Annotated in this window: 15 protein-coding genes; 2 read left to right on the top strand and 13 right to left on the bottom strand. The window is 57.5% G+C overall.

Annotation, left to right across the window (positions count from 1 at the left end; translation table 11 throughout):
• Positions 1–20 precede the first annotated feature (20 nt).
• The 10 genes from DEALK_RS03780 to DEALK_RS03825 form a co-directional block, all read right to left on the bottom strand.
• Positions 21–974 carry a hypothetical protein gene (locus DEALK_RS03780; protein ID WP_058438852.1) on the bottom strand — a complete coding sequence of 318 codons (954 nt, stop codon included), beginning with the start codon at positions 972–974 and terminating at the stop codon, positions 21–23.
• A gap of 92 nt (positions 975–1,066) precedes the next feature.
• On the bottom strand, positions 1,067–2,254 hold the full coding sequence (locus tag DEALK_RS03785; RefSeq protein WP_058440030.1) for an aminoacetone oxidase family FAD-binding enzyme: 1,188 nt from the start codon (positions 2,252–2,254) through the stop codon (positions 1,067–1,069).
• 54 nt (positions 2,255–2,308) lie between these two features.
• Complete coding sequence (locus DEALK_RS03790) at positions 2,309–3,706, bottom strand: hypothetical protein (RefSeq protein WP_058438854.1); 1,398 nt, start codon at positions 3,704–3,706, stop codon at positions 2,309–2,311.
• Between the two features lie 33 nt (positions 3,707–3,739).
• Complete coding sequence (locus DEALK_RS03795; protein WP_133240249.1) at positions 3,740–4,384, bottom strand: hypothetical protein; 645 nt, start codon at positions 4,382–4,384, stop codon at positions 3,740–3,742.
• A gap of 32 nt (positions 4,385–4,416) precedes the next feature.
• The gene (locus DEALK_RS03800; protein ID WP_058438858.1) at positions 4,417–5,139 is read right to left on the bottom strand and encodes an ABC transporter ATP-binding protein; all 723 of its coding nucleotides are present in this window, start codon (positions 5,137–5,139) and stop codon (positions 4,417–4,419) included.
• A 1-nt stretch (position 5,140) separates the two neighbouring features.
• A complete protein-coding gene (locus DEALK_RS03805; protein ID WP_058438860.1) occupies positions 5,141–6,334 on the bottom strand; it encodes an ABC transporter permease in 1,194 nt (397 codons plus the stop codon).
• Positions 6,335–6,367: 33 nt separating this feature from the next.
• Positions 6,368–7,024, bottom strand: a complete 657-nt coding sequence (locus DEALK_RS03810; RefSeq protein WP_133240248.1) for a hypothetical protein — start codon at positions 7,022–7,024, stop codon at positions 6,368–6,370.
• A 56-nt stretch (positions 7,025–7,080) separates the two neighbouring features.
• Entirely contained in the window at positions 7,081–7,500 is a 420-nt protein-coding gene (locus tag DEALK_RS03815) for a DUF4418 family protein (RefSeq protein ID WP_058438864.1), read from the bottom strand.
• A 39-nt stretch (positions 7,501–7,539) separates the two neighbouring features.
• The gene (locus DEALK_RS03820) at positions 7,540–8,352 is read right to left on the bottom strand and encodes a class I SAM-dependent methyltransferase (RefSeq protein ID WP_058438866.1); all 813 of its coding nucleotides are present in this window, start codon (positions 8,350–8,352) and stop codon (positions 7,540–7,542) included.
• A 59-nt stretch (positions 8,353–8,411) separates the two neighbouring features.
• Positions 8,412–13,004, bottom strand: coding sequence for a laccase (locus tag DEALK_RS03825; protein ID WP_144437073.1), 4,593 nt, complete (start codon positions 13,002–13,004; stop codon positions 8,412–8,414).
• A 224-nt stretch (positions 13,005–13,228) separates the two neighbouring features.
• Between DEALK_RS03825 and DEALK_RS03830 the strand changes: the two genes are divergently transcribed.
• Together DEALK_RS03830 and DEALK_RS03835 are read left to right on the top strand one after the other, a co-directional pair.
• The gene (locus tag DEALK_RS03830) at positions 13,229–14,302 is read left to right on the top strand and encodes a M42 family metallopeptidase (RefSeq protein ID WP_058438870.1); all 1,074 of its coding nucleotides are present in this window, start codon (positions 13,229–13,231) and stop codon (positions 14,300–14,302) included.
• A 67-nt stretch (positions 14,303–14,369) separates the two neighbouring features.
• Positions 14,370–15,191: a universal stress protein gene (locus DEALK_RS03835; RefSeq protein ID WP_058438872.1), complete on the top strand. Its 822-nt coding sequence runs from the start codon at positions 14,370–14,372 to the stop codon at positions 15,189–15,191.
• A gap of 8 nt (positions 15,192–15,199) precedes the next feature.
• On the opposite strand, the gene DEALK_RS03840 is transcribed toward DEALK_RS03835, so the two are convergent.
• The 3 genes from DEALK_RS03840 to rlmN form a co-directional block, all read right to left on the bottom strand.
• Positions 15,200–15,646, bottom strand: a complete 447-nt coding sequence (locus DEALK_RS03840) for a c-type cytochrome (protein WP_058438874.1) — start codon at positions 15,644–15,646, stop codon at positions 15,200–15,202.
• Positions 15,647–15,683: 37 nt separating this feature from the next.
• Complete coding sequence (locus DEALK_RS03845; protein WP_058438876.1) at positions 15,684–16,469, bottom strand: BP74-related protein; 786 nt, start codon at positions 16,467–16,469, stop codon at positions 15,684–15,686.
• A gap of 152 nt (positions 16,470–16,621) precedes the next feature.
• The gene (gene rlmN / locus DEALK_RS03850; RefSeq protein WP_058438878.1) at positions 16,622–17,542 is read right to left on the bottom strand and encodes a 23S rRNA (adenine(2503)-C(2))-methyltransferase RlmN; all 921 of its coding nucleotides are present in this window, start codon (positions 17,540–17,542) and stop codon (positions 16,622–16,624) included.
• Between the last annotated feature and the right edge of the window lie 70 nt (positions 17,543–17,612).

The raw sequence follows: 17,612 nt of genomic DNA on the forward strand, positions 1-17,612 counted from the left end.
CTTTTTTAGTTGAGTCGGCGTTAAGTTTTGGGTGTCCTGGCGGGCGCGGCGGCGTGGAGGCCTTCCCAGTCCTTCAGGATTTTATTGGCGTCGCCCTGGTTGAGACGGCCGCCTTCGACCAGCCGGTCGAGGAGGGCTACCACGTTATCGCGGTTCTGCATCTTCATCACTCTATCGTGGAGCACGGCCGAATCCAGCACCCACCCAGGATGAGCGTCATCCCAATCTTTCAGTATCTTATTGGCGTCCCCCTGGGTGATTTTGCCAGCCGTCACCATCCGGTCCAGCAGGGCTGTCACCAGATTGCGGTTTTTCATCTCCATGATTCGCTGGATGGGGTCTATTGGCTGCCAGTTGGGGTGGGCGTCGTCCCAGGCGGCGAGGATGCGATCGGCCTCAGCTCGATCGATCTTGCCGGCGGCCACCAGCCTGTCGAGCAATATGACGACATTGTCCCGGCTTTGCATCTCCATGATGCGGGTAAGGGGGTCTACCGGAGGCTGCCAGTTGGGGTGGGCATTGTCCCATCCGTTTAGAATCTGGTGGTATTCCCCCTGGGTTATCTTGGCGCCGGCCAACAGCCGGTCAAGCAAGGCCACGACATTGTTCCGGTTGCCCATGTCCATGATACGGGCTTTAAGCTGGTCGATAGGCGGCTGCCAGTTGGGGTGTTGATCGTCCCAGTCTTTCAGAATCTTGTTGGCATCGCCCTGAGTGATCTTGCCCGCCGCCACCAGGCGGTCGAGGAGGGCCGCTACCAGATTGCGGTTTTGCATCTGCATGACGCGGGCGGCCAGGTCGGCTGTGTTCTGGAGCCTGTCGCCGGCAGCGCCCTGGGACTTTTCTCCAGCAGCCTGTTCGGTCTTTGGCTGCGGCCGGTCGGTCTTATCGGCGGCGGCAAGCGCCACCGAACCCCCGGCCAGCACCGCTAAGATAATGGTTCCTGATATTAGTCTCAAAACGATCTTGTTCATCTCTCCGTCCTCCTTTTGAGACCATGTTACCCCCTCAATGTTATCCCGGTGTTAGCCGGATGTAAAATGTATGTAAAATGTGAAACAGCGAATCAATCCGCCGCTCCGGCCACCCAGCCTGAAGCCCAGGCCCAGGCCAGATTGTAGCCGCCGCGCTCTCCATTGACATCCAGCATCTCGCCGGCAAAATAGATGCCTTTTTTCAGTTTCGATTCCAGGGTGCCTGGCGCGACTTCGTCGACCGCGACACCGCCGGCGGTGAACTCGGCTTCGTTCCAGCCGCGGGTATCGGCCACCCGGAATAAGTGATTTTTCAGTGATTCGACGATTACGGCGACATCGCTGTTTTCCAGAATACCCTGAAGCGCCGGCCCGAACTTGTTCGGCAATATACCGGTCAGCAGGTCGGCCGGAGGCAGACCTTTGTCGCGCCGCCGCTGGAGTTCGCCTGCCAGTTTCTCGCGGCTGATGAAGGGTACCAGGTCAACCGCGATGAAGACCTGCGTCCGGTGTTTTCGGGTCAGGGCGATGGACACTTCCTCTGAAGCATCCAGAATGCAGGTGCCCGACAAGCCGTACTTGGTGAAAAGGACCTCCCCGGAGTATTCAACGCCCGGTTGACCGTTGATCATACTGCGGGCGACAGCCAAAATCTTCTGGCCCTGCAGCAGGTGGCACAAATTGTCTTTCACCACCAGCGGCACGGCGACAGGAACCGGCTCCACGATGGTATGGCCCAGTTTTCGGGCGATTTCATATGCGCCGCCATCGGCGCCGAAGGCGGGATATGTCCGGCCGCCAGCGGCGAGGACAACGCGGCGGCAGTCCACTTTTTCACCGGAACGGGCGGCGACAATGAACCCGCTTTTGGCATGATTTATCGAGGCGCAGTCGAAATTGTATTTAACCGCCACCGGCAGCCTTTTTAACTCAAGTTCGATAACCTTGAGCACCGAAGAGGCCTGGTTGGTGCGGGGGAAAACGCGGCCTTCGTCAGAATAAACCTCAAGGCCAAGTTCTTGGAACAAGCCGAGCATGCGGTCACGGTCAAAGATTGCAAAAATGGAGCTAACCAGGCCGCGGGCGGCGGCGTTGAAGTGGAATTCATCCAGATTGGTATTGAGAAGATTGCACCGGCCGTTGCCGGTGGCCAGCAGTTTTTTGCCGAGCTGCGACGTTTTTTCACAAATTACCACCGGGACGCCGCGGCGGCCGGCGCTAATGGCAGCCAGCAGGCCGGCGGCGCCGCCGCCGATGACAGCGGTCTCGAAGCGTTCCATAACAGCCGAATCATACCATTTTAGGCCGGTTTTTTGCCCAACTGGCATTGACCGTCAAGCGTTGCGGCGCAGGGCTGATTTGAGATCCGAGGCGGTCAGTGGCTTAGTAGGGAGTGTTTTCCAGGCTAGAATCGACAACCAGGCAAGAATCGCGGTTCTGATGACAATGATGATCCAGAAACCAACCCCGAGAGGCGCCAGCGCCATGGTTACCGAAGATGGCAGCCCGGATACTGACGACACCAGATCCGGGGCGATATGAACCAGGTAGAGACCGTAGAGAAATGGATATTCCAGAAGCACCAACAATTTAAATGAAACTGAAAACCAAACCGGCAACAGGATCAGCAGGAAGGGTATCAGCCAGTAGAAAAAATTGGCTGACCAGCCGTAAAAAACGGTGAAGTAACCGCCAAGTGCAAATAACAGACCCCAGATGAACTGGTTTTCCGTCCTGATATTTTTAAAATAGATGAAACCGCCGATAACAATCGCCATCAGGACGATGAAAACGAGGCTGTACCAATGGGAGTAATCCGGGACGATCATGGTCATGACGGAATGGTCTGGGGTTATGCCGGTCCACCCCCAGTCTCTTTGAGCCACGCCAGAATAATCCTGGAAAAACACATCCTGAGGCACCGGCTTATCCAGGAGTTTTTGAATAAGGGCATAAACGGTTTCCCAGGGCGGCCGGCCGGCCTGCCAATTGAACGAACTTAAAAATACCCGGAAATTTCCAATTATGAAAGGTAGAAATAATAGAGAGAACGTGGCAGTCGATAATCCGGTGAAGAGTATTTTAGCCTTTTTAGACAGAAATTCGCTTTTCAAAACGACGGGTATCAGAAGCATGCCGAAGGGTTTGATGACTGAGCCTATTCCCAATATGAGGCCGCCGGCTGTTGGGGAGCCTTTCAAAACGTAATACACCGCCCCGAGAAAGGCCGTCAGCGGTATGGAATCGACCACGGTGTACCATTTGAAGGTAATGACCAGTATGGTGTAGACCAGCCCGAGGATGAGCGCCTGATTAGGGCCTATCATGCGCTCAACGATTTTATAAAAATAGAATATGCCCAGGAAAACCGCGCCCATGCTCAGAAAATACCAGAGGACGGAGAAGATAATCTCCACCGAAGAGCCGGAGCCGAGCGCTTGAGCTGGTTTCCAGAGCAGGTAGTAAAGATAATGAGTACCGGGGCTTTGGCCGGACCAGACATTAAGGAATCCATGTTGGTCCATCAGTTTAAAGACGCCGCTTAACCAGTCGGTAAACCAGTTCGCGGGCAGCTCCAGCAGGAGATCACCTGTGAGAAAATAGCTGCCGCCGTAAAACAGAGCGACGAGGAGGACAAGACCTTTGAAAAGGTTTTTATTGCTAAGATGTTCACCTGCCTGAGCAGCGCAGGTGGTGTCTTGAGGTTTAAGTTGCCCGGCTATTTTCGGCATCGGCTGGAAAGATAAACCCTGCGGCGGGTAATGTCAATTGGCGGTGGCGGTAACCTGGTCAATAAGGAAAGCCGAAGCACCGTTCAGCACCGGCACGGTTTCCAGGACGATGATATTGAAAGCGACGGCGGAAGTGAAGGTGACAGTGCCTTGCGGAAAGGTATCGCTGGCGAAAACGCCGCGGGCGGCCGCATTGCCAATCGGCGGGCTTGATATCGAACCTGAATAGGCGACTACCCTGAGTTCCGTCGGGGTCTCGACATTGCCCGGGCCGTGTGAATCAGTGGTAGCAAACACAATAGAAACCGAGTTCATTGGCTGGCTGAACTTAATCTGGAGCGAACTCCTGGAGACATCGTTGTCATAGATATATTTGCCTGAAAACTGGGACAGGATAAAATTGGTCGCCGCCTGGTTCTGGATTGAATAGGCCGCTCCGGATGACGAACTGAATTCAGCGGTGATGCCGTTGACGGTGCTGCTGAATGGCGTGCTCTGGCCAACATTCAACACGGGGCTGCCGGCGTCGAAATTGAAAATGAAGGTGCCCGAGATTACGGGAGGAGGGGTGGTTGTCGGCGGCGTTGTGGACGGTAAAGAAGTCGTTGAAGGCGAAGTGGCGCTCGGCGTTCCGTTGTCCGGACCGCAAGCCGGCAGTACCAGGAGCAGTAAGAACATTACGGCCGTTGATACTGCTTGCCGGTATTTCATCATGGCAATTCCCTCGCTACCCCGATGGAAGCAACCGGCGTATTTCGGCATGGTATGGGTTTCAGCCTGCCGTCTTCCATTTCGAAAGCCCGGCTGGCGAAAGGCAGCAATTCCAGACTGTGGGTAACCACCAGAAAAGTTACCCCCTGTTTATTGATGCTGCAGATTAACTCCATTATCTGGTTTTCAGTGTGTTGGTCAAGGTCGCTGGTCGGTTCATCGGCCAGTATCAATTTGGGCTCGTTCACCAAAGCCCTGGCGATGGCTACCCTTTTTTGTTCACCGGCCGAAAGCTGTTGGGGATGTACCTGGGATTTTGCGCTTAAGCCGACTGTTTCCAGCAGTGCTTTAGAACGTTCCAGAAAATGGTTTGGGGATTTCCTGGAGGTGAAGCCCGAGGGAAGATAAACGTTATCCAATACCGTTATGGAGGGAATCAGGCTGGGAAATTGAAAAATAAAGCCCATGGTTTCACGGCGCATGGTTGAAAGCCCTTGATCATCCAGGCCGGCAAGATCGCCGCCGTTCATTGTCACCCGGCCGGATGTTGGTTTGATCAATCCGGCGGCCAAATTTAGAAGGGTGGACTTCCCGGTCCCGGAGCGGCCGATGATCATGATCAATTCCCCGGCTTTGATATCGAGGGTGACATCGCGGACGGGACTGATGGATGTAGACGCATCCAGGGCAAAGGTTTTGGTGACGTTCTCAAGTTTCAGCATCTTATTGTCTCATGGCTATGGCGAGTTCCTGGCGGCTCAGGCGGAAGGCGGGAATGGAGGCGGCCAGCGTCACGGTCACCAGCGCCAATCCGACACCGGCACCCACAAGCCCCAGAAACACGCCAAGCGGAGGGAAGAGAAAGGGCATGCGCAGCGAACCGGCGATGAGGTCCTTAAGGACAAACAAACCTCCGGCCGCCACGATAATGCCGACCAGGGAGCCGGCGGCGGCCAGTAAAGCCGCTTCCGAAAGGAGGGTTTTAAATATGAACCCCCGGGTGGCGCCAATGGCTCTGAGGACAGCCATTTCCCGCCTGCGTTCATTGGCCGCCATGGAAAATATTAATCCGATCAGCAGCATCGACAGAATCCAGATGATGAGCGAGATGATGAAAAAACCCCACAACAAGCCGTTCATCTGGTTCCGGAAAGCGCCGAAGAGGTTCGGGCTTTCGATTGGCACCATCCCCCTGGTATTGGACAGAATGTCCAGGGCAACTCTGTGGATATCGGCGGACGGTTCTACCCGGACCATGATGGTGGAGATCAATTCGGGGTCGACCACCAGCGGTTGAACCGCGGTGGTAACGGATGATTCGGCCATGGCGATAGCCGTTTCCATGGTCATGAACAGCGTTTGATCCAGCCCGGTCCCGGTGGCTGACAGGTTGCCGACCAGGTCCATGCCGTAGCCGTAGAGGATTATCTGATCGAATTCAGGCGGGACAAAAATATAGTGGCCGCCGACAACCTCACCTCTGGCAAGGTCCCGTCCGAGATTGTCTCTCAGCCAGGGTGTCACCGTGAAATCGGTCGCCGGGTCGTATACCACAATGAACATCTCCCAAACAGCGCAGCAGGCGGCGCCGTATAAGGAAGCCAGGTATACCTGGGGAGAAACAGCCTCAACGCCGGGGACAGAAGCGACTGATTCCAAGTTGCTTCTGGGCATCCAGATTTCAGTCGGTTTACCCATCAAGAGGGCGGTTTCCAGCTTTGTTTCGGCGCCGACCGGAACCACCAGGATATCAGCGCCCATGCGCTGCAAACCTGAATCAAGGCTGGTTTCAGCGCCTCGGATGATCAGGGTCGTCGAGAGCAGGAATGCCGCTACCCCGGCAACCCCGAGAAAAATACTCAGGCTCCGGAAGCCGTTCCAGCGGATGTTTTTCAGAGCAAGTTTAATCGTGCCCATAAACACCAGAAAATTCTGACGGAGAGTTAAGCTTCAACAGGGCGGCAACCCGCCGCCGGCGCCTTCCTCGAATAAGACCAGAATATACGGCGCCTGCCCGGCGATATCCTTAGACCAATCCGTGGTCTTGTAAGTGGTGTTGGTTACGAGTTGGCCGTTGCTGTAAGAACGTTCAACATATTCTACCGATTCAACGTGCTTGCGAAGGTCCGAGCCCTGGGCTTGGGAGGTAATCAATCCGGATTCCAGTACGGAAATGGGGACGTTTTTAAAGGTGACCTGGTAAAAAACGCCGTCCTCGGCTGATGTCCGGGTGATGCTTCGGGCTAGTACCAGCGATGACAGCCATTTGCCGTCTGGGGTAATGGTGCCGTGAACCTGATCGGTTATTTTCTGGGTTGGCGTTGCTGCCTCGTTGAATCCCCTGAAGGTGTTGGCCATCCAGCCGATCGGCACTCCGGAGGCTTCCAGTGACGTCGGGTGTTTAAAGATAATGCCGAACGTCTCGAAGTCCATCAAGCCGTAAAGCCGGACCGAGATGCTGGTGGTCTTCCGCAGTTGTTCAGCCTGAACGGTATCCGGTGAGGTTGAAGCGCCCAGATCCGGCGAGCAACCCAACGGGAGAACCAGCGCCGCGGCTAATAACAACCACGCCGTTGGCCGAAATTTCTCTAAAATACTCTGTTTCATGCCCATTGCTATTTTGCATGACGCTTTGCCGCAATTTGAACAAACAAAATATTAAACTATTCCAACCGGTTGGACCTGGCCGCCATAACCATGCCAACCAGGCCGGAAGCAATCACCAGCGCCCCGGCGGTGATGAGTCCGGGCCTTTCCAGGGTGACACAGGTCATAGTCGGGGTCTGGCAGACGCCGATCAGAAAGGTAGGCAGGGCGATAATCACCGCTCCCAGCACTACGCCGAGTCCGCCCAACTGCATAAGGGTGGTCTTGCGCCGGTTGAAAGTCATCATGACGCCGACGACAGCCAGCGGGGCGGCGGCGGCGATCTCGGCAATACCGCTCCAGTGACATTTCATGGGAACGGTCTTGCCGTTGGCCAGGGTAATGGCTTTTCCCTGGGACTGGCAATCGGTGAACATCGGGAAAACGGCGGCGAATATCGCCAGCACCACCAGGACAACGCCGAGGACTTTAAACATCTTGAGCGACTCCTTTTGCTGCCTTTACAAATGAGAATATCACTTCTGTACCGTCCACAGCCAGTTGAGACCGAAGCAAATACCATGGATCTGGCCGTCATAGCCGACGCGATGCCACAAGTCAGTGATTTCATTGCGGGTGAAGTTGCGGTGAAACGGTTCATTGCCAGCACAGGTCATGCTCAGGTGCTGGCGCATCTTCCAGATGCTGTTGGTGCTGGGGACAGACCCGACAAGCCAACCGCCGGGACGGCAGACCCGGAGCATTTCCTGGAGGGTGGTTTCAGGATTCTCCAGGTGTTCCACCACCTCAGTGGCGATGACCATATCCACCGACGAGTCTTGAACGGGCAGCATTTCAGCATCCGCCTGGGCTTTGACAATGTATGGCTTGCCGTTCATCTGGTTTAAAGCCCAAAGGTTCATGTCCAGAGCTACGGCTTTCTGCCTGATGGTGGCCAGTCGGTGAGTGATCAGGCCGGTACCGCAGCCGATATCGAGGACAATCCCGTCACGGGGCAGCAGTTTTTCGATGTAGTGCCAGGTTTCGGCTCTCCTGGTGTGGTGATAGATATATTCGAGCCCCTTGGAGTCTTTGGTCCAATCGTAACGTTCAAAAAGGTAAAACTCTTTGACCGGGAGATGCCCGGCCGTCATTTCGAGGGCGGTGTCCGGGCTGATGAGCGACGGGATGCCGTTGAGTACGGAGTAGACGGTACCGCAGGACTCGCATTTCAGAACACTGTCCATAGGAACCAGGTTGGATTTACAGCCAGGGCACCCGAAAACATCCAGATGCCAACGCTCGAATGAATGTCCTCCCGCAGAGTCAACGGGATATGTCTGAATCATACGAACCTAGTTTCTCCGGCGGGTTCCGCGTTTTGCGGAACCCGCCGGTGTTCATTTTGTTACGGAGTGACGGTGATGCGGCACTGGGTGGGCTGATAGGACCAGCCGGCCGGACTCTGGTATCCGCCGAAGCTGGCCGAAACTACCCCTGGGGCACCGCTCAGCGCCACGGCGACATCGCCGCCGGCGGAGGTCAGTCCGGTGGCCGAAGACAAAGTGCCAGCAGTGGTTAGGAAGGACAAAGTGCGCCCAACCAGCGGGTTGCCATACTGATCAGCCAGGTGGAAAGTGATTACGCCCGCTGAAGTTGAGCCGGTAATCACCGTCTGGATGAAGGGTACCACGGCGATGATGCCCATGTGGGACGAAGCCAGGCGATTGGCGTCACCGAAGAAAACGGCGTCGATAACCACTGTCGATTTTTCATTCGGCGCCGGGACGCTGAGTGTAGCGACTCCGGAGGCGTTTGTGGTGGCTACGACAGAGCCATTCTGGGTAGTGCTGGATTCCAGCTTATAGAACACGTAATTGAAGGTGATGGACAAACCGGCGATGTTGACCGGAGCCTGGGCGGGCAGCGTTTGAAGCTGGGCGGTCATATTGATGTTCTGCCCCGGGCTGACCGAATCCGCCGAGGCGGTAACGACCCGTGTAATCGCCGGACCTGAAGCCGCGATTTCGGCGGTGATGCGCGCCTGGGAAGGCTGATACGACCAGCCGCTGGCGTTCACGAAACCGCCGAAGCTGGCGGAGATGACCGCGGAGTTGACGCCGCTGAGGACGACCTGGGCATTGCCGCTGATATCGGTGGTGGCAGAACCGACCGACAGGGTGCCGGCGGTGGTCAGGAAGGACAGGTCCTGCCCGGCGATGGCATTGCCATAGGAGTCAGCCAGGTGGAAGGTCACGACACCCGCCGCATTGGAGGCCGTCAGCACCGTCTGGATGAAAGGCACCACGGCGATGGTGCTCATATTGGATGAAGGCTGCAGGTTGGCGTCGCCGTTGAAGATGGCGTCAACCACGACGGTAGCCTTTTCATTGGGAGCGACGATGGCCAGGACGGCTTTGCCGGCGGCGTCGGTGTTTACCGTCGCCGTGCCGGATTCGGTAGTGCTGGATTCAATCTTGTGGAAGACGTAGTTAAAGAGAACCGGCATCCCTGCCCGGACAACATCAGTCAGACCAGGCAATTGCTTCAATGAAGCCGTGACTGTGATCGTCTTGGCCGGGCTGACCGAGGTCGGGGAGATGGTTACCATCCTGGTCTGGGCCACACCAGTGCTCTGGGCACCGGCGACCGTCGGAGCGGATTCGGCGGTTGCCGTCGGGAAGCCGGGTATGGTGCTGCCGACTGTGTTCAAAGCGGCAACCCTGTAGAAGTAGGTGATGGCGTTTTCAATCTCAGTATCATCGAACGTGGTGACCATGCCTACGGTGCGGGTTACCAGGTTAGCGGTGAAGCCGGCATTGGTGGCGCGTTCGATCTTGAATCCGGTGGCATTCACCGCCGGGTTGGTCCATGACAGGCTGACCCTCTTGGGGTTGTCCAGGACGGTGGCGGTTACGTTGGTCGGCGCGTCAGGAGCGACGGCGAAGCAGACGCCGTGCATCATATCCATTTCCTCGTGGCCGAGGATATGGCAGTGGATGACATACTCCCAGCCGAAGTTGACCATCTGGTTGGTGATGGTGATCGGATTGCCGGTCGGATCGAAGAAACCGCCGGGCGGGCCGATGAGGGTCTCACCTAAAGGCATGGTGGCATCGATCGGACGGATCGAGTTGGGCACCTTGAACGGCAGTTGCGGCGCTACCGGCCTGAGGGCGACGATGGTATCCTCCAGCGGGCTGACGCGGAGGGTTTCCTTCCAGCCGCGTTCGGTCGGGTGGGGAAGCGACAGGAAGCCGTCCCAGGCGACGCGGTTGATCACCTGAACGTTAAACAGGTGGAAGTGGATCGGGTGGGTGTCAACGCCGTTATGGGTGATTTTCCAGAGCTGGGTGCCGTCACCCGGCATAGGCTCCGACAGCGGAACCATGGAGTCTTTGAGGACCTCGACCGGCGGCGAGGCATAGGGGTAAAGCATGAAGTTGGCGGCGCCGGCAACGGTATTGGGCAGTTCCAGCCCGAGCATGCCGCTCATGCGGCCGTAAACCGGGTCATAGGCTTCACCCATTTCGTCCTGGATGGCTTTGGGCTGCAGCGGCAGCGTCATCTGCTGTCCGCTAATGGTCTTAAAGGTATGGGAGTTCTGGAAGATGCGGACATAAGTATCAGCCGGGAAGGAAGTAGCGCCACCCCTGGGCGAGAAGGTGCCGTTGCCGTTATCCACCCTGTAGGCGTCGTTGTGAACGGCGTTGGGCACGATCAACTTGGGCTGCGTCCGCTCGAAGACGCCAGGGTGGGCGGCATTGGAAGCCCAGGCTTCATTCAGCGCGGAGACATTATACTGGGCTGCCGGCGCAACATTCCTGACCCGGATCTGCATGACAGTGCGGGTGTTGGGCCCGTGGCCGGGTAGAGTGGTGTTGCCGTTAGCGGGATAGGTATAGCCGCCGGCATCTGCCATATCCGGTGAGCCGGTGTAGTAGTCCAGGCGCGGGTCGGGGGCCGGGAAGGGGGCGGGGGCGTCGTTATAGACGATGAGTGTCTTGCCGGCATATTGTGAGAAATCAACGATAACGTCAGCCCGCTCGGCCGGGCCGAGGGCTAGGGAGAACGAGTTGACGATGCCGGCGTTGAAGGTGGTGACATCAACGTTCCAGTCGATCGGCCGCTGGGGGACGACGGCCGGCATGGGCAGGAAGCCGCCCTCGTTGCCGATGACGATCCAGTCAGGGCCAGCGGTGTTCCAGTCCGGCACGCCGCCATCGCGGCCGTCTATCGGCCAGGTGGCATTGCCCAACTCGAAGTTCTGCGGCCAGGTGGGGTCGTTGGGATACGGCGCGGCAACGACTGTCTTGATTTCGGTGCCGAAGCCATTGACAGTAAATCCTGTAGAATCCGCCTCATACATTTGAAGGTTTAAGAACCGGTCGTTGCAGGCGTTGAGGACGCGGAGCCGGTAAGATTTGGGATCAACTTCCACGTATGGGAAGGCGGTGCCGTTGACCAGCATGGTGTCCTGGAATGATTCCATCTGCATGGCAGGGTGGGGGGCGCCCGGAATGAAGGGGGCTTCCCACGGGGTATTGGCAGGATTGACCGAATCATAATACGGGTTGGGTTGCGGCCCGACCAGAAGGTTGGTGGCCGGCGGCCAGAACCACGGGGCATAGTGCCAGCGGCCCATGGGGTTGATGCCGGAATTGTCCGGCGCCCAGGGGTTCTGAGCCGGGTTGTAGACGTGGCCCATCCACAGGTCGCCGGTGTGGGGTACCGGCGGGGTGATGCCCCAGTTCCAGGTGGGATCGGTGGAGGGGATCATCGGGGCGTCAACGAAGGTCTTGTCCTGGACGATGAGCGGGATCTGGTCGGCGGGGATAATGCCGCTATTTACCAGTTCGGCTTCGACCGGGTCCTGAATGATGTATCCGGCGGCCATGCCGACATAAACGTTGAGGCGGGTAATGCCGAGCGCATGATCGTGGTAGAACATCAGGCGGGCGCTCATCTGATTGGGGTAGTAATAATTGTACTGGCCGGGTCCGGGATCAGGCATATCCGGCACGCCGGAGTAGAGGACGCTGGCGCCGTCGGGGTAAGATGTCGTCTCGCCGGCCGGGGTGATCCACTGATGAGGCGTGCCGTCGGAAATCCAGGGGGCGTCGGCGCCGTGGAGGTGGATGACGGCGCGGTTCTGGGTGTAAATCTCAGTGCCGCCCATGGGGCCAAGACCGGCGCCCATCATGGCTTCGTCAACGGGGATGAACAGGTTGCCGCCGGCGCCGGTGGGCAGTTCATTGGTGAACCTGATGCGGACGGCGCGGTCCTTCTGTGCGATGATCAGCGGGCCAAGGTAATGGATCGGCGCCGGCGTGACATTGTTGAGGGTGCCGCCGGCGTTGGTGCCGTTGTTGGTCTGGACATAGCCGCGGAGTCGGGTGGGGGGCAGGTCGGAGTGCAGTTTCTCGTTATACTCGCGGAGGGAGATCTCATAATAGTCGGAACCGGGATAAGTCAGTTTATCGGGGTTGGCGATGGGGATATATTGCCCGAGGTTGTTGGCGGCGCCGGGCCCAAGGCCGGGCAAGCCGTCAACGAATTTCCGAATCGGCGGGCTGTAGGCCCAGTTGGGCACGGTGATGCTGAAATAGTCCGGCACATCGCCGGGTCCCGGATTGGCCGCCAGCGGGATGGCCTGGGCGATGAGGCTGCCGCCGTTACTGGGGGTGAGCTGACCGGCTTCGGCCAGCGTCTCATTGGCGCGGGCGGCGGCGGCCATGCGCTCTTCATGGGTGATCTTGTTACGGTAAACCGGATTGGTCACCTGTTCGGCGCCCTGGACTACCTTACGGGCGGCTATGGAATAACCCAAAAGCCCGGCGGTGCCGGCGGCCATCTGCAGGTACTGGCGCCGGGTTACCTCCCGGGGTTTGGCAGGCTGAGCAATGACCGAAGAAAGAGAAGTCGGGGTAGCGCCGCTGCCAGCCTCCCTCATCTTGCGCCTGAAAATATTGGTTGACATCCGCCTTCTGGGTGCTGGCATGCTCGTCTCCTCCGCATATTTATTCTGTTGAGAACCGCGTCCCCGCCCAACCATTATAGGCTTTATCACTGTATCAATATAGGCGGGTTAAGGCAATACGTATAATTACGTATTTTTATGGAATTGTTGCGGATTGATAAACATAATCAACACACGTAGAATCTGAAATCAGTTAACAGGCGGCGGCAGAGCCGTTAAGATATGAGGTTGGAGGTAAAAGATCAATGGATGCCATCGAACAACTGCTCAAGGACCTGACGGAAGCCAGCGGGGTGCCGGGGTATGAGGGGGATATACAAAAGATCATGGAAAGCCGGCTTAAGCCGGTCGGTGATGTGTCAAGAGACCGGCTGGGCAGCGTCATTTGTGCCAAACGCGGGAGCGCCGGAGGCCCCAGGATACTTCTCGCGGCACATATGGACGAGATCGGATTCATGGTGAAACTGATCAATAAGGACGGTTTCATCAAATTCGTGCCCCTCGGCGGCTGGCCGAACCAGCACCTCCCGGCGCAGCGAGTGCGCATTGAAACATCAGCCGGGCCGGTCACGGGCGTTATCTGCGGGCCGCCGCCGCACCTGCTGCCGGAGGCGGAGCGCGGCAAGTCCTTCGATAAAAAGGAGCTGTTCATCGATATCGGCGCGACTTCGCGGGAAGAGGCCATCGGAGCGGGTGTCCGCGTCGGCGATCCGGTGGTGCCTGACAGTTCCTTCAAGGTGCTTTCGATGAAAGAGCCGACCTATGCGGCCAAGGCTTTTGACGACCGGGTGGGCTGCGCGCTATTGATCGCGGTTATGGAAAAGCTGGCGGGGGTTGAACATAAAAATACGGTTTTCGGCGTCGGCACGGTGCAGGAAGAAGTCGGTTTGCGCGGCGCCACGACCAGCGTCGAAGTGGTTAAACCCGATGTGGCCATTATCCTGGACATCGGGCCGATCGGCGATGTGCCGGGCATCAAACCTGACGAATCGACAACGAAACTCGGCGGCGGACCGACGCTTTTGGTCTACGATACCAGGATGATCCCGAACCTGAAGCTCCGCGATCTGGTTATCAGGACCGCCGACGAACTCAATATCCCCCTTCAGCTCGATACTCTGGAATTCGGCGGGTACGACGGCGGCGCCGTTCACCTTCACGACCGGGGGGTGCCCACCGTCGTCATCGCCATACCCACCCGCCACGCCCACAGCCATAACTCCATCATCCGGAGGAGCGATTTCGATCACGCCCTCAGACTGGTCGGCGAATTGATTGTAAGGCTCGACGGGGAGGCGGTTTCCGGCCTGTGCGACTGATCAGAGCGATTGACCGGGGCTGCCGCCGGAGGCTATAGTGTCACCGAAATTATCGCAGAGGTGCCAGATGTTTAAAAAAATCCTGCTCCCCTTAGACGGCTCAGAAATGGCTGAGGCGGTCATCCCTTACGGCGAGGAATTGTTCCGCAAACTCGGCTCCAGCCTGGTGCTGTTTCACAGCTGCGGCGCCGCTCACCGATCGGCGCGGAACATGCACCGTCTCTACATTGAAAAGGCCGCGGAAATCATCAGGCAGCGGCTCGAAAAAGACAGTGCTCCGGGCAATTCACGAGTCAACGGGGAACAGGTATCGGGCGAGTTTGTCCCGGCGGTTTGCAGCTACATAGATGAAAAGCAAGTTGACCTGATCATCATGGTGGCTCACGGGTTCACCAGCCCGATCCTCGACAGCGTGGTGGACGACATCGCCCGGCTGGCTTCCTGCCCTACATTGCTGGTCAGGCCGAAGCAGGCCGAAGGGGCGGGGGATCTGGTACAAAGGATACTCGTCCCCCTTGACGGCACTGCATACAGCCAGCAGATACTGAATATCGCCAGGCCGGTGGCCGAAGGACTGGGAGCCGAGGTAATCCTCTTTTCAGCGGTCAAATCCGCAGGCATTCACCCAACGGCGGTCGAAGCCGATAAAAAGAACGCCCGGGAGTACCTTTTGAGTGTCTCCAGGCTGCTTAAAGGTATCAACGTATCGGTGGCGGTAGCCGAGGCGGCGGATTTTGCCGTGGCGATAGATGAGGCCGCCCTGAATACTAAATCCGACATGATCGCCATGGTCACTAATTCGCCTTTAACCGAGTGGGCGGAAAGCAGCCTGGCCAGGAAGCTGCTCAACAAAGGGGCGACTTCGCTGCTGGTGACGCACCGGAAATAGACGCCTGTTCACCTCAATAAAATAGAGCTTAACTGGGATTCGTTGAATATTTCTGTTTGGGTGACCCAGCCGTTCTGGAGCAGCAAATAAGCGGCGATTTCAATATGGTTCTGGCGGGAGATGGTCCCGGAGGCGCCCGGCGGCATCGAGCCCGAGGTGAAACTGAGCAGCAACTGGGCGTTGCCTAAATCGCTCAGATGGCTGTTGGCGCCCCAAAGCGGCGGCGCGCCGGCCCCCTGACCGGCGTTGCCGTGGCAGCTGGCGCAGCGGGAGGCGTAGACCGCCTGCCCCGCCGAAGCAAGTTGCCCGAAGGTCACCTGGGACGGCGGCTGGGTGGCGGTGCTGGTCGCCGTCGTCGTAGCCGGAGCCTGGGAGTTACACCCGGGGATGAAAAGCAGAAGCGCGACCGCCGTGATCACGGCGCGGTTGTACTTTAGAACAACTGGATGGTCCATTTTCCCTCCTGAAGCGGGCTTATCTGCCCTGCCGGGGTTACCTGAAATCCTCTACGGCAACGATCACCGCTCCCCAGGGACAGTATCGGCCGACGGTATTGACCCAATAATCAATGTCGGCTTCAAGGTCCGAAGGCCTGCCGTCGCATAATTCAATAGTGACTTCCACCATCTGGATATCATCGGGATCTATGTGCCAGCTCCACGGCTGATTATAAAACGCCCCGCCACGGATCACCCTGCCGCTGGGAATCCTGGCCTGGCTGGCCCCGTTATAAACCGCCAGCACATCCCGGATGGCGTCAGGCTCCCGGAAGAAGACGGAGTATTTCTCACCGACGACGTCGAAAGTGACCAGAACACCGCCTGATAACGCCGCTTCCTTAGTTACAACCAGTTCCAGCCGGTAATCACCCTTCTTTATCGGCGAGCCGGCCTGAGGGTAAGGCGTTACTTTAAACGCGATCTTGTATTCGTTAAAAAAGGCTGTGGTCAAGCCCGGAGCCGCGCCTGATTGAACCAGAGTCTTTTGATGCAGCGACTTAAAATAAGTTATCTGGATCTGGACCGATATCTCGCCAGGCCAGACACATTCGACCCCCGCCGGGCAGCGGCTGTCGGAGATGACCTCGGCGAACCTGATGGAGAGGTCTTCTCCGGCGAAAGACAGGGTCTGCCCGATGGAGACATGGGAGGATTTGCCGAGTTCCCCTGAGACAACGCCAGAAGTGGAATCGCACGCCGGAAGGGCAAGCAAGAGGTAGAGCAGACCCGAGGCGCAGATCGCCAGCCTGTTTCGGGACCGTTGGTTGCGCTCAATCATCATTCACTCCCAGGGTTGGGGACTATTCGTTCACTTGATTATTTACGGAAGAACAAATCCCGGTCAATACGTATTTGTACTGATTTTTCATGCTGATCCGGCGGTTGTTGGGGAGCGGCAGTGCCGGGCACGGGGGAAACATGGTTATGACTCTATAGGTGATGAGCCGGGTTGCCCGACCCGGACAGCCAGCGGCTCCGCAGCTGGCCGCATCCGGCTTCGATGTCAGCTCCGCGGGAGGCGCGCAGCATCGTCCGTATACCGCCAGCGATTAGACGTTTCTGGAAGTCAAAGGCGACCGCCCGCGTTGAGGGCTGATACCCTCCCGAGCCCAACTGGTTGCCGAAGATCAGGTTCACCGGGCAATCCATGCCGCCGATTAGCTGGATGAGTTTGTCCGCATCGGCAATTGAGTCATTGATGCCGGCGAACAGAGCGTATTCAAAATAAATATGGCGGCCGGTCGAGCGGATGAACTCCCGGCAGGCTGCTATCACGGATTGAAGCGGGTAGCGGGTGTTAACCGGCACCAGGGCATTCCGGAGATGGTCATCCGCGGCGTGCAGGGACACGGCCAGTTCAGCCTGGATGTTTTCTTTTCCGAATCGGACGATTTGAGGCGCCAGGCCGGCGGTTGAGACCATGAGTTGACGACGCCCCATCCCCAGCCCTTTGGGGGATCCGAGGAAGCCGATTGCTTGCTGGAGATTTTCAAAGTTGGACAGGGGTTCCCCCATGCCCATAAATACGACGTTCGTCAGCCATCGCTTATCTCGGGGGATGGCTGCCGCGGCCGGTGGCCTGAATGAATTTTCAAAGTACAGAACCTGGGCGACTATCTCCTCTGCCGTCAGACTGCGTTCCAAAGGCTGGCGCCCGGTGGCGCAAAAGGGGCATCCGATAGGGCAGCCGACCTGGCAGGAGGCACAAACGGTGCGCCTGGGGCGCCCTCCGGGTTTTTGAAAAAGCATTAAGGCGGCTTCGACGGTTTTGCCGTCGCCACATTGAAAAAGCAGCTTGTGGTTCAGCCCGTCCGAAGAAACGGCGTGACTTAAAGGAGAAAGGCATTCCATAGTCGTTGTATTTTAAGCCATTCCGCTTCGGGAGGAAACCGTTGACACAAATATTAGCGCCTGTCATAAT

This window comes from Dehalogenimonas alkenigignens, from assembly GCF_001466665.1.
Taxonomy (GTDB): domain Bacteria; phylum Chloroflexota; class Dehalococcoidia; order Dehalococcoidales; family Dehalococcoidaceae; genus Dehalogenimonas; species Dehalogenimonas alkenigignens.

Excerpts from the sequence above, each read along its gene's own strand:
- DEALK_RS03820 (WP_058438866.1), bottom strand. The coding sequence starts at position 8,352 with ATGATTCAGACATATCCCGTTGACTCTGCGGGAGGACATTCATTCGAG.
- DEALK_RS03795 (WP_133240249.1), bottom strand. The coding sequence starts at position 4,384 with ATGTTCTTACTGCTCCTGGTACTGCCGGCTTGCGGTCCGGACAACGGA.
- DEALK_RS03825 (WP_144437073.1), bottom strand. The coding sequence starts at position 13,004 with ATGCCAGCACCCAGAAGGCGGATGTCAACCAATATTTTCAGGCGCAAG.
- DEALK_RS03810 (WP_133240248.1), bottom strand. The coding sequence starts at position 7,024 with ATGAAACAGAGTATTTTAGAGAAATTTCGGCCAACGGCGTGGTTGTTA.
- DEALK_RS03845 (WP_058438876.1), bottom strand. The coding sequence starts at position 16,469 with ATGATTGAGCGCAACCAACGGTCCCGAAACAGGCTGGCGATCTGCGCC.
- DEALK_RS03840 (WP_058438874.1), bottom strand. The coding sequence starts at position 15,646 with ATGGACCATCCAGTTGTTCTAAAGTACAACCGCGCCGTGATCACGGCG.
- DEALK_RS03785 (WP_058440030.1), bottom strand. The coding sequence starts at position 2,254 with ATGGAACGCTTCGAGACCGCTGTCATCGGCGGCGGCGCCGCCGGCCTG.
- DEALK_RS03790 (WP_058438854.1), bottom strand. The coding sequence starts at position 3,706 with ATGCCGAAAATAGCCGGGCAACTTAAACCTCAAGACACCACCTGCGCT.
- DEALK_RS03780 (WP_058438852.1), bottom strand. The coding sequence starts at position 974 with ATGAACAAGATCGTTTTGAGACTAATATCAGGAACCATTATCTTAGCG.
- DEALK_RS03815 (WP_058438864.1), bottom strand. The coding sequence starts at position 7,500 with ATGTTTAAAGTCCTCGGCGTTGTCCTGGTGGTGCTGGCGATATTCGCC.
- DEALK_RS03805 (WP_058438860.1), bottom strand. The coding sequence starts at position 6,334 with ATGGGCACGATTAAACTTGCTCTGAAAAACATCCGCTGGAACGGCTTC.
- DEALK_RS03800 (WP_058438858.1), bottom strand. The coding sequence starts at position 5,139 with ATGCTGAAACTTGAGAACGTCACCAAAACCTTTGCCCTGGATGCGTCT.
- DEALK_RS03835 (WP_058438872.1), top strand. The coding sequence starts at position 14,370 with ATGTTTAAAAAAATCCTGCTCCCCTTAGACGGCTCAGAAATGGCTGAG.
- DEALK_RS03830 (WP_058438870.1), top strand. The coding sequence starts at position 13,229 with ATGGATGCCATCGAACAACTGCTCAAGGACCTGACGGAAGCCAGCGGG.
- rlmN (WP_058438878.1), bottom strand. The coding sequence starts at position 17,542 with ATGGAATGCCTTTCTCCTTTAAGTCACGCCGTTTCTTCGGACGGGCTG.